This window comes from Mucilaginibacter sp. P4_A11 (genome assembly GCF_056402535.1).
In genome coordinates, this window is sequence record NZ_JBFUHE010000011.1 from 142,327 (window position 1) to 155,105 (window position 12,779).

The 12,779-nt window shown below is 42.1% G+C and carries 6 protein-coding genes; 1 reads left to right on the forward strand and 5 read right to left on the reverse strand.

Annotated features, from left to right (window positions below; genetic code table 11):
* Positions 1 to 160: 160 nt before the first annotated feature.
* From AC1DUD_RS20795 to AC1DUD_RS20810, 4 genes are all read right to left on the reverse strand, one after another.
* The gene (locus tag AC1DUD_RS20795; protein ID WP_477377888.1) at positions 161 to 3,277 is read right to left on the reverse strand and encodes an AsmA family protein; all 3,117 of its coding nucleotides are present in this window, start codon (positions 3,275 to 3,277) and stop codon (positions 161 to 163) included.
* 232 nt (positions 3,278 to 3,509) lie between these two features.
* Positions 3,510 to 5,987, reverse strand: a complete 2,478-nt coding sequence (locus tag AC1DUD_RS20800; protein WP_477377890.1) for a glutaminase family protein — start codon at positions 5,985 to 5,987, stop codon at positions 3,510 to 3,512.
* 45 nt (positions 5,988 to 6,032) lie between these two features.
* The gene (locus AC1DUD_RS20805; RefSeq protein ID WP_477377892.1) at positions 6,033 to 7,748 is read right to left on the reverse strand and encodes an arylsulfatase; all 1,716 of its coding nucleotides are present in this window, start codon (positions 7,746 to 7,748) and stop codon (positions 6,033 to 6,035) included.
* A 381-nt stretch (positions 7,749 to 8,129) separates the two neighbouring features.
* Complete coding sequence (locus AC1DUD_RS20810) at positions 8,130 to 11,594, reverse strand: TonB-dependent receptor (protein WP_477377894.1); 3,465 nt, start codon at positions 11,592 to 11,594, stop codon at positions 8,130 to 8,132.
* A gap of 154 nt (positions 11,595 to 11,748) precedes the next feature.
* Here AC1DUD_RS20810 and AC1DUD_RS20815 point away from each other — a divergent pair, with 154 nt between their 5' ends.
* On the forward strand, positions 11,749 to 11,901 hold the full coding sequence (locus tag AC1DUD_RS20815; protein WP_477378110.1) for a hypothetical protein: 153 nt from the start codon (positions 11,749 to 11,751) through the stop codon (positions 11,899 to 11,901).
* 63 nt (positions 11,902 to 11,964) lie between these two features.
* Here the strand turns inward: AC1DUD_RS20815 and AC1DUD_RS20820 are convergent, their stop codons facing one another.
* The gene (locus AC1DUD_RS20820) at positions 11,965 to 12,495 is read right to left on the reverse strand and encodes an OmpA family protein (protein ID WP_121812668.1); all 531 of its coding nucleotides are present in this window, start codon (positions 12,493 to 12,495) and stop codon (positions 11,965 to 11,967) included.
* Positions 12,496 to 12,779: the final 284 nt, after the last annotated feature.

Genomic DNA, 12,779 nt, shown 5'->3' on the forward strand with positions numbered 1-12,779 from the left:
ATCTGAAAATTGAGCTGGGTGATCATCAAGCTAAAGAAGCCACTCTTTAACCACTAAAGCGTCAAAAGAGCATACAAAAGAAGCATTTCAATGTTACTTTAATGTTAACTAACCACAGCGTGTTAACTATATTACATTCATCAGGCCGCTCAACCCGCTTCTATTCATCGTCCTGGGTTTCTTTCAGCTCATCCTCTTTTTTACCCTTGCCTAAATGGATAAGTGGTTTATCCTGGGTTCCGGTGATCGTCATCGGGATGCCGAAAATACCAAAAGGTGGCAGCCCCAGCCTGAATTTCAGGTTCAGCTTACCATCTAACCCTACCTGGCCTTCAAATCTTGGCCTGAAACCGGCAATGCGCATTTTAGTACGCTCGATGGTCATTATATTATTGGCTATAGTAGTTTTAATATCAACCTTTTTCACATCACCATGGCCAACGCTGTCATGCCCGGTTTGTTTGCCTACAGCACTCAGTAGCTTCAATCCATATACTTTCACTTGTTTTACAGAAAGTACGCCACCGCCTTTTAATGACGGATAAACAGGCTTCATATCGCTGTTAAGTTTACCGGCCAGTTTATAATCTAAGGATACAATGCCCTGCACATGCTCTGCCGACGTAGCCATATCATGGAACAATTTGATCTCGCGGTAGGCACGTTGAATGTCAAATTCTTTGGCGCTAATGTGGTAATCAAAAAATGCTTTCTGCGGATTAATGCTGCCGTAAGTAGCATCCATAACAACAGGTGCGCCTATCAGGCTAAAACCGGCTTGTTTAAGTAAAATCTGTCCGTTGGTTATATTCATTGCGCCTTTGGCGTCGCTGATATCCAAACCGCTATATTTTACCTTTTTAACATCAGCAGCAAAATTAAGATCGAGGTTGGATGGCACCAGTATTACGCCTGATGATTTGGTTGGTTTGGCAGACGCAGGCACACCTGCAAAAGCCATAAAATCATCGGCAACAATCAAATCACTCTTCAGGTTGAACTCCCCTTTCAGTGGCGAATTTGGCTGCATAGCATAACCTATCACATTGGATAAAGCACCATCAAGCACTACTATTGATTTACCGTAATTAGCCTTAAACTGGTCGAACTTCATTTTATCCTGATTAAAGCTGAATACACCATTGGTAATAAAAAATGGTTTCGGGAACAACTCGGTAGTAAGTTTGATGTTCTTCACCTTCATACTGCCTGAGTTGTCCAGTTTATCATAATGGCCCGAGGTAGCATCGCTTTGCCTGCCTTTTAGTTTAAAGTTGGTGCTTACAAATCCATTTACATCGTAACCCTTTACGGCGAACACCTTATAAATTTTACCTAGATCCAAACTACCACGTGAGGCTACATTGTAATCAAGATCATCAAAATTGCGGAGATTGGCCCTCAGCAAAAATGGCTGCCCTTCAAAGTTGAACGACACCGGTTTGATATTCACCTTAAGGCCTTTTAATGAACCTGTATTATTAAATATATTCACGCTCACCTGTACATTCTGCATAGGGTGCGGATAGTATTTGGTTTGGATGTAACCGTTCTTCAGGTTGATCTCGGCATTAGTAACCGGGAAGATCCTGCGGGCAGGGATATACCTCCCCTTGCTTTGCAGATTAGCATCAAAATCACCACGAAAATCAATGCTATCAACCGGGTAAAACTGTTTGATATCATCTAAATGGAACTTGGCATTCAAACCGGCATCAATCAATGCGCCGGCTTTGTTGCTGAGTTTCAGGTAGCCTTTGATGTAATTATTAAGTGCATTAACGTTCAGATTGCGCACATCCATAGTGGCGTTGGCAATATTATGATCGGGACAGGCGGCATCCAGGTCAAAACTGATATTATTGATGGCTTGCGGCAGTTTGGTATATTTAAAATACCCGTTCCGGAATGTTGACTTGAGTTTGAATTGAGGAATACTTGTAATCACAGTATCTACCTTTTGCCTTAAGCCTGTTTTTTTAATACCTGTTGTGTATTTGCCTTCGGCCAATAAATGTAAACCGTACCTCCCCTTTACCTGGAATGGCTTAATTCCAAAAACCTTATACCATTGCTCCAGGTCAATCTCGGTATTCACCTTGGCATAAATATATGGTGACTTAATCCCTTTCACTTTTAATACCGAGCCGAAATAATCTTTACCAATGTTAAAATAAACCGAATCGACATTCAGGGTTAAGCTATCGGGGTTAAGACCAGGCAAACTGGCATCCATATTCAGGTACAAATTTTTAACCGGGGCTGGCGTGCTTTTATTGGCGATGAAACCGTCGCGCACCTTCATGCTGATGCTCAGGTTAGGCATGATATTTTTTGAGGCGATGTATTTGCCTGTAAGGTCAAGCTGGATGATGCCGTTACCGTTGATATCCATATTGTCAACATATTTGGCATATTCGTCGGGGATAGCTGTAAAAACATCCCCAAGGTCGTTCTGATCGCTCCTGATCTTGAAATCCATATCGTACCCATCTTTCAAAAACTCAAACCGGCCCTTAAACTTAACCGGAAGCTGGTTGATAAGCAGATCGTTTTTCTGAAAAGCAAAGGCCAGTGATTTGGTATTGATACTGGTAACCAGGTCAGCATTTACTTTTTTCTTAAGCACATAAGCTTTGTTGGCATAATAAAAATCAACCGAAACGGCATCTACATGGCTATAAAGGTCGAAGATATCTTTACTTAAATCGCCTCTGCCCTTGTAGTTAAGCTCCCGGGCGTTGATCTGCATGGGCAGTGAGCGATCGTCATAAACCAAATGACTTTTTTCGATCAGGATCTGTTCAATCCCTAGCGATGCGCTGGCGGTGTCGGCTTTGTTATCCTGCTTTGGAGGCGATGATTTGTAAACGTTATAATTGGCTTTACCGGCACTGTCAACCTGGATATTGATCAGGGCGTGGTCGAGATAGATCTTATTTACATTGATCTTGCTTTTAAACACCGATGAAAGATCAATAGCCAGTGAAATTTCTTTAGCCGAAATCAGTGTGTGATTCTGAAAAGGTACGCTGCCATTCAGCACAAAATCATTAAGCGTAAGGGTTAGCGAAGGGAATTTTTTAAAGAATGATAAGCGCGTGCTTGAAAACGAAAGCTTACTGTTTACACTGCCCGCCGCCCATTGTTTTATTTTCTGAGTTACCGTTTCCGGGAACAGGTACGGCAGCAGGAACATTAACAGCAATAAACTCACAATAGTAATCACGCTTATTTTAAGCGTTTTAACCAATATTTTTTTCAAAGGGAACGGCATAGGAATTATTATAGCTAACGAAGCATGAAAGTAATCATAAAACCTAATTATTGGATATCAAATTATGATGATTGTAATGTTAGGAGAAAGTGAGGGATGATGCCAAGTGGTACTTGTACTGGTCGAAGTTTATTTTCCAGGTAACTTTCACCATCCGAACAGAACAAATATAATTTAACAACAAAGGGCTCGCAAATGCGAGCCCTTTGTTAAATCAGTGGATTATCAGCTATTACTTCGCCGCCAACTTATCCCTTAAAGTTTTCATATAATAACCGCCAACAACACTCCTGGCCTGGAAACCTACCATTTTACCGTTGGTAGTTTCATGCCAGTCGCTAAGTGGTACACGCGATGAGGTTTCGGTAGCAAATTTATAAACCGGAGCAACTAAAGCATTGAAATCTGTTTTGTTATCGGTCATGGTTGCCGTCCAAAGGATCCAGTCGCTTTTGCTGTAGGTTTTACGGCTATCCAATGGCAAACCAAATTGATTTTGATGAGCTAAATAGTATTTAAACTCGGTATCGTAAACCTTTTGCGGGAACAGATGCAAGCCTAATACTTTATCCCAAACCATGTTATATTTCTGGCTCCAGGTGTTTTTGTTATCAAAAACTAAAGCATAGTGATCGCCTGCATTGTCTTTTTCTTCCCATTTAGCGGCCATATCTTTAGCCATCGCCTTGTATTTTTTTGCAGTAGCGGCATCACCCATCATACCGGCAAGCTCGCCATAAGCATCAATAGCTACAATTGCTTTTACCGATAGGTTGGCGTTATGCGCCAGGTGACCGGCAAAATCATCGGTACACAATTGGTTGCCCGGATCAAAACCAGCTTTGGCGAGATAATCAGTCCAGATGGTTAATGTTTTCCAATGTTTTTTTGCGTAGTTAGCATTGCCCTCAACTTTGGCAATTGCGGCAGTAAGGATGATCATGTTACCGCTTTCCTCAACAGGCATATCTTCACCATAAGTTTGACCATTAGCCAATGGGTAAGTTCCTAAATCATGCGATGAATAAGGCTTGTTCCATTTACCGCTTTCGCTAAAATAGAAGATACCGGTCAGCATACCTTTCATCAGCTCAGGGTTGTAAAGCAAATACATTGGTGCTGAAGGATAAGTTACATCAACCGTATTGATCGAGCCGTTGCTGAAATTCTCTTTTGAGAGGAACAACAGATCGCCCTGCGGACTTTTAACCAGCTGATGCGCAGCTATACTTTGGCGGTAAGCCATAACGCACAGTTTAGCATATTCCACGCCGCCCGCTTTAACAGCATCCTGGTATATTTTAGCATCCGTTTTAATACAAGTACCTATTACTTTGGCGTAATTCTTTGTAGCGTCGCTTAACACACCTTCAATAGTAGCGCCCGCGGTGTTACGCCACCATGGCCTTAAATTGGTTTTAAAATATTGGATGGAATAGATATCATCATACCCAACCGAAATAAATTTAGATACAGGAGTTGCTGTCACTTTGCCAAACGGCAAAACGGTATTCAGCATTAGCTGTTTGCCGGTTGAAGAAGCAGTACCGGTTTGAGCCCCCATAAAGGCAGATACAGCATCACCTTCCGGAGTGATATATTGTTTAGCACCAGCAGTTGATGAAGCAACATAAACATAGCCCCAGTCAATACGCAGGTTATCACCTTTTTTCTGTAATATGGGTTGTTCAACAGTACCGGCTTTTAACAGCTTAAGCCCATTCTGGCTGTATTTTGATGCAGTAACGTCCTGCGAAGGCGTATTTACAGCAACATTGCTTGATACACCCTGGTAAACCTGAACATCATGTGCTTTATCGTCGGTTGATTTTAACTGGTAAGTGATATATGATACCGGGGTAGCAAACAATTTCAGATCGCTCATAACTAATGGCGAAGTGAAAGTAAGTTTCAGGTTAACCTCACCCGCTTTGAAGTTATATACCGTTTGGGTAGCAGTAACTTTAACGCTGGTTTGCTCGGCCAGTTTAACGGCTTCGTCATCCTTGCTCAATACCTCTTCGGCAAGACCGGCATCAATAAACGAACCACCACCGGTGTTTTTGCAATGGATAGCCAAAACATTCTCGCCCACCTTTAAATTTGATTTTGCACTGGCTGATAACGCAACAGTTTCAAAATCGCCGTTAGCACCGCCTTCAGCAGCAATCTGCTGACCATTCAGGTATACCTCGGCTTCATCATCATGATAGATCTTCAACATCAAACGGCCTTTCGGCAATTCGGCAATGTTGAATTTACGACGAACCCAAATATCTTTACCTCGCCAGTCGGTGCCTTTGCTTGCGCGCTCATCACCAAATGGTGCAGCTCCGCTTTTCCAGCCTTGATCATTGAAGCCTGGTTTTTCCCAGCCATCGGCAGGTGCTGTTTCGGCCTGGTACTGGCTGCTGTATGATTTTTCGTCGGTAGCAGCTAAAACTGTTTTGTAATTAACGGCCGATGCCCCCATAAAACGATAGTAATTACCATCAACTTTAATAAGGCCTAATAACGATTGGTCTTTACCTGTCCAGTGTTTGGTGGTCGATTCATTCAGTTTATCGGTGTTTGACCAGATGCTGAAATAAGTGTTGTGCGTGATCAGCGGATAAGATGGCATCTTATCCTGAGCTAACACTGTTTGTGCCACAAACGATGCTGCCAGTCCGGAAACGAGCAGGTACGTTTTTTTGAAAATGCGATTCATAAACTACGTTTTACTTTTTGGTTTTAATTTATTGTCGGTTTTTTATTATTTGCTTTTATTGCCCGGTTTCGGAAAAACCTGGTGTGTATTTGCCCAGGTATGCCAAAGGCTATCTAATTGGTGCACCTTTTCCGGATGCTTTGATCTCAGATCAGTTGTTTCGGTTTTGTCTTGAGACAAATCATACAAATGCCAGGTAGTATCATTACTCAGCGATACCAGTTTCCAGTTCCCCGAACGTGCGTACCGGGCACCGAAGTGTTCATTAAACAGATCCTCATGGCCGGGAGTTTGTTTGCCTTTAAAGCTTGACACCAGACTAATGCCCGTAGTCGGTGGAATGTCGTGTCCTTTATAGGTTTTGGGATACTTACCCCCTGCCAGCTCAACAAATGTGCTCATGAAATCCATCACATGGCCTACATGATCGTTAAAGCCACCTTTATTGGCAGCGATTCCATTTGGCCAAAAAGCGATCATCGGGGTATGGATGCCACCTTCGTATGATTCGGCTTTCCAATATTCATACGGAGTATTGGCCACATTTGCCCAACGGGGGCCTATAGATGAATAGGTGGTTTCCGGTCCGGGCAAAGCTTCTTTTTTTGTAGCATAAACTATTTTCCGCCCGTCGCGGGTTTCATTAGGGCGATCAAAGCCCGGACCATAAGCGGCACAGTTTTCGGCACTGGCCCCGTTATCCGACAGGAAAACAATAAGCGTGTTGTCCAACTGACCGGTTTCTTTTAATGTTTTAATGATGCGGCCTATCCCCTGGTCCATCCTGTCGATCATGGCAGCATGAACAGCCATCGCCATGGCGTCCCAATCTTTATCGGGGTTGTTTTCCCATTGCAGGTCGCTTTTCCAGCGGTCGGACAGTTTAGTTTTTGTTGGGTCGATGAGGCCAAGCTTCACCATTTTTTCATATCTCGCTTCGCGGATGGCCTGCCAGCCAACTTTGTAGGTGTCTTTGTATTTGGCAATATCCTCGGGCTTTGCCATCAATGGCCAGTGCGGGGCATTTTCGGCAACGTACAAAAAGAACGGCTTTAACGATTTAGCATAACCCTTGATATAAGCTACGGCTGTATCGTTGATAGCATCTGTATGATAGTAGTTTTTGGGGACTGTTTTAATAGGTGTAGTACCGCTAACCAAACTAAACGGATCATAAAAATCAACTACGCCCCAAATGGTACCGAAAAACTTCTCGAATCCGCGGCTGGTTGGATATTGGCTGATAGGCGAAAAATCGCCAAAGTTTTTATGATGGTTTAGCCAGGCCATCTGATCCTGCGCGTCGGACTGGCCGTTGGTATTAGAAACATGCCACTTACCCGACATAGCTGTGTGATATCCGGCAGATTTCAACACTTCGGCCAGGGTAACCGCATTATCAGTGATATGGCCAAGATAACCGGGCTCGTCCTCAGCGTCGGTCATTTTACCAATGCCTGCCTGCTGATTATATAAACCTGTAAGTAAGGACGCCCTTGTTGGGCAACAACGCGATGTATTATAGAACTGCCTGTACCGGATACCGTTTTGAGCAAGATAATTGATATTGGGTGTGTTAACCTCGCCACCATAACAGCCAATATCAGAGAAACCCAGATCATCGGCCATGATGACGATAATGTTGGGGCGCTTCCTTGCCTGCTGCCCGGGTTGCTTTACGGCTTTAATTTGCCACGCAGCTGAAACAAGCGCTATTGCACCGGTGCAAAATAAACCGGCATATAGTTTATATTTATTCATAGGCGATTAAATTACCTGCGCCAGAGCTGGTTAAATTTATGTTTTCAATAAAAGCAGGAAGGTTAAAAATGGCCGGAGCTATCATGCTTGAACATACAGCACAACGAACAATTTTGCACGTTCCAAATTAAAACAATCATTTTACACAAAACGGCTCAATCATTGGTAAAATCGTATCATTTTTGTGATAAATGGAGCTTAGATTAAACGACGCGTTTATTTCAACGAGTAAGTCGGGAAATTGCGCCGGCATTGAGAGTACTCTTTTACTCTGTGCGTGGTTCCATTACATAACTTAGAAGACTTCACTTTCAAGCCTCTCAGGGGCCATCCTCACGTTCTCGGTATTATATTTTTTTTAGACGATATAAGTCGAATGTCTTATTGGACATTATACCTATACACCTGCCGTCCCAGGTTGCCATTCTCGTCTATTCCTTCAATAACTACTTTGTAACTCCCCTCTCCATCGGCATTAAAGTAATTGAATGAGGCATCGCCATCCTTATCTGTTGTTAATTCCGGTTGCCAATAAATGGTACTTCGAAGATCGGGCCGGTTACCGGTCTGTTCCAGGCTTTCATACTTTGGCGAATAGAATAACCGCGCCTTATAAAAACCGGGTACCGTAATTGGCAGGATGCCTGTCGATGAAATATCTTTGGAACTGAGCCCTCCTCCGGCTTTCGTGGTTACCACAACAACTCCACCTCCGCCTCTTACCCCATATATTGCTGCGCTTGGGCCATAAAACAGCTCTACCGTTTCAACGTCGTATACATTTATAAGATCCATATCTGAGAAAGGTACACCATCTAAAATCACCAACCCTTTAAAACTGCCCCTCATTATATTTCTTGCGTAGGGCCCCCGAAGCTTGCTCGAAATTGTGGTAGATAACGACCCCGTTACCGGAAGCTGAGCCATATGTATTACCAAATCGGCGTTCCCTGGCCCTCCTAATGCCGAAGACCTATAATTATCATTACGCTTAACGGCTTTGATATTTACCTGCTTTAGCATTTTAACTTTATTGTATTTCAGATAATCATCAAACTTCAGTCTGTTGTTTTCAAGATACCTGCTCATAGATAAATTAACATCCAACTGCGTATTGCCATTCAAAGGCATTACCACTGGTGCCTCCTCTTTTTTATAGGTTAGCACAGTTGTGTTAGCTCCTTTTCCGTTCACAGCCTGTAAGATAAATTTGCCGGAATCTGTAAAAAGAAGATCACTGAACTTAAAACTGCCATCACCGCCCACAGGCACGCTTAGCAACTGTGCGCCTGGTGCAGATGAAACTAATGATACTGTTCCGCTGCTTAGCGTTTTTCCCCACAACGTTTTTGCATTACCACTGATACTTAACCCCTGTTCGGGCCGAAAGGCCATGGGCGGATAACTATCGTTTAAAAGTGGCTTCCACTCAAACTGGCGATAACCATTGGTAAGCATTACAAGGTCAAGATTACTTTGAGTTTCATCATTAATATTGATGAAATAATAATTGGGTTGTTCTACCGTACCTTTTAAGTCGGATGTTAATAACAGACTGGTTAATATGGTATGTTCAGCACTTTCATTTACCGGCACTTTATTTTCATCAATCACCGATACCGAAAAATGGCCGATAGCAGGGTCGCCGGCCCTGTTTTTGACATTTATTCTGATGCCCGCACGCTCTCTTTTTTTGTAATTTGTTTTATCGCTTTTAACATTAAGGCTCAATTGATCATAATTCTGAATAAAAATCAAGCGTTCACAAAGGGGCTCATTATCGGCAGAGAATAAGGTAATAGCGGCAATTCCTGTTTTCAAACGCCGCTTTAAAATATCAAGCACTATCTGCTGGCTATCTAATTTACATGCAATAGTTGCTATTGTGCCTCCCGAATAAATTAACAATGGAAGCTCCTCTCCTTTATGTTGCCTGTAAAAGGCGTCACTGGCGCCTATTTTAACCACAGCCCTTGGAATTTCACTGTTGTTGATCGATAAGTTAATGCCATTTTCCCTCACTTCAGGAAGGTTGATAGTATTTTTTGTGCCGTCGGCATAATTAATTTCGGCTTTATAATTTTTTCCGGGCTCAGGTTTAATATAAAAGAAGCCCATTCCCAAATGTGAAGATGCAAAAGTGGTTACTTCCTTATTATCATTATCGATAATAATACCACGAACACTTACCCCCTTTCCGTTAACACCAACCGCCTTGAAAGCTATTTTTGATGAAACGCCTGTGATCATGTTGCCGCTTTCGGCAAAAAACTGCAAATCTATTTTATTCGCAGTAACTGGCGGCAGAGCCTCTGTAGCACTTTCAGTTATCTTATTATTGATAGGTCCTATTTTTATTTCCTGATCAAAATAACCATAGTCGTCCTGGTTTTGCATCCATCGCGTATATGCCCGTATACGATAGTGTCCTCCCGGCAACGTATCGGGTAAGGCAAAATCGCCCCAGGCAACGCCATCCTTTATTTGCAGGTTTATTGATTGATCTATTTTACTATATGCGTTTATAAGTTCGGCGTGCAGCACCCCACTTATATCCGATAATTCATGCCGGTCGCCGACTGTTACATAAGCTTTAAAATAAATAGTATCGCCGGCTGCGTAGTAAGGTTTATCAAAATGCAGATACGCTTTTTCAACAATATGTTCTGATTTGTAATCTTTTAATTTGTTTACGATGTTGGTAAGCCCGCCCTTATTCGCGTTGGATTGTATGACTGGAGGAATATAATCAACCGGAAGTAATTCGGCCACACGTCCATTACCCCATGCTCCTCTATATGATATGCTGTTGGGATCGAGCCAGGCACCATTATGATCAAATAAGGCATAAGGTGTATTAAAATTTAAAATGGTAATATCGCGATTTGCAGGGTTATCAATAATATTCATTTGCCCGCGTTTCGAAAAACGGTGATCTTCATTATAGGTTATGTGAAATGAATCAAAATCACAACCCAGTGCATAAACGCCAGACTGATCTGTTTTACTCATTATCTCATTCTCGCTTAAAGAAAAATTCAATAGTATAGGACTGATCTTTGATTTAGCTTTCTCCCCGCGTTGCGGATTAACGATTTGCAGTACCCGAAATCCTTCGGCATCCAAGTGTTTGCTTTGAAGGGATCGCAAAAAATGCAGGGCCGACCCCTTGTAAACCTGGAGCCTCGCTCTTTGCCAGTCCTTTTCCTCCGACTGCTTTCCATTCAATTCCTCAAATAATATATAGCCTTCGTAATGCAGTTTTTTCGCCGATAGATCTTTATCGCTGTAAGTAAAATTTGTGATCAAATACCTTATCCGGTAACCAAGCCCGTTATTTTCGATTATTAAAAAATCTGCGGACGATGCGGTTAAAGTCTCTGTATTATCATCGTAAACAAAATCAAGTATTTCTGGATTCAGTATCTTACATTGATTTGCCAGTTCGGATTTGCCCAAAAACTGCTCTTTAAAAACAGACAGATACCTGGCGCGATTGGGATCAGAACTTTGCTTAATAGTTACTTCTTCTAAAGCATATATTATTGGCGACAAGGCAATATCGGGTAACAATATGTTGCCCTCAGTAATGTTTATTGTTTGTTTATAAGTTGCAAACCCGATAACCGAAACCACAAGCTCGTACTTGCCGCTTTTAACGGCATTAAGTATAAATGCTCCCTCTTGTGTTGTTTTTGCACCGATAGTAGCATTACTTAAAAATACGCTGGCATTAGGGATGCCCATTTTATCGGTTACGTTAATAACCCGACCCACTATTTTAGTTTGAGCTGTGCATAAAAGTGTCGAAGCCAGCAAATAATATAAAAACAGGATCCTTAACATAGTGTACACGATTCAGGCAAATATCAAGTAAGCAACTGGTGCTGATACTTTTGGATGGTTTATGGTAATGATAAAATTACCAAATATTATGACTTGAAACAATACATTATTTTATACTAACTCTTCATTTTCGCATAAGACGATCATCATCAATCTGCTATCGGCGCTTAATGAAACAGAACTGTCTCGTAGTGGAGTGCACCCTAAACATGAGAAGCTTACTATTTTAAAATGGGCCGAGTTTTTTGTGCTGCATGAGGCTCATCATCTATTCACTATTTTTCAGTTGGTTAATAGCACCGAATAATTTTACCCAACAAAAAAGGCAGCCCGATTGAGCTGCCTTTCATTTTTTTATTAAAATATTCTATTACTGAGCTAATTTTACTTCAACGCGACGGTTAAGCACACGGCCTTCTTCAGTAGAGTTGTCGGCGATCGGCTTGCTTTCGCCCCAACCTTTTACAGTCAGGTTATCGCCGTTAACACCACTGTTAACTAAATACAATTTCACAGAGTTTGCCCTATCAACTGATAAAGATTGATTGTGCTCTGCAGTGCCTTCGGCAGATGCATTTCCATTTAAAATAAACTTAGCCGACGGGTCTAATTTCAGTTCTTTAACAATATGATCTAAAGTTTGGTAAGAAGCGGTTTTTAACACTGCCGAGTTAAACTCAAACTGGATATTGGTGAAATTATAATCAGGCTTTTCCGGAGCCGGAGCAGGCGGCGGTGGAGGTGTTGGCGCTGGCTTCGGAGCTGGCGGCGGTGTTGCAGGTTGTGCTGGCTGCGCCGGAGGCGGTGTTTGCACAACGGCTTTTTTGGTTTTGCAGGCTTGGGTCGTGATAGCTAAAACAGCTATAGTAAGTGCTAATAAAGATGTTTTTAGAGTTTTCATGTTTAATGAATTTGCGTAAACATAAAAAACGTTGGCATATTGTTTATAGTGCCTAACCATAATTTTATGGTTAAATAACGCTTTTTACGTACAGGTGTAGATTATTTAATCAATAGTTATGCCATTTGCGTTGCAGAGTCCGCAAATCCTAATGAAGAATTCTCCCTAAAAGTTTTTTACTTCAACGTTATCGTGAAAAAAAGCCTCTGCACCCCCCTACACACTAAAAATACCAATCCAATTCCCTGGGCTATTCTTATCTTGTTGGCACCATAATAAACCAT

Coding starts and splice junctions, on each gene's coding strand:
- AC1DUD_RS20805 (WP_477377892.1), bottom strand. CDS start 7,748: ATGAATAAATATAAACTATATGCCGGTTTATTTTGCACCGGTGCAATA.
- AC1DUD_RS20820 (WP_121812668.1), bottom strand. CDS start 12,495: ATGAAAACTCTAAAAACATCTTTATTAGCACTTACTATAGCTGTTTTA.
- AC1DUD_RS20800 (WP_477377890.1), bottom strand. CDS start 5,987: ATGAATCGCATTTTCAAAAAAACGTACCTGCTCGTTTCCGGACTGGCA.
- AC1DUD_RS20795 (WP_477377888.1), bottom strand. CDS start 3,277: ATGCCGTTCCCTTTGAAAAAAATATTGGTTAAAACGCTTAAAATAAGC.
- AC1DUD_RS20810 (WP_477377894.1), bottom strand. CDS start 11,594: ATGTTAAGGATCCTGTTTTTATATTATTTGCTGGCTTCGACACTTTTA.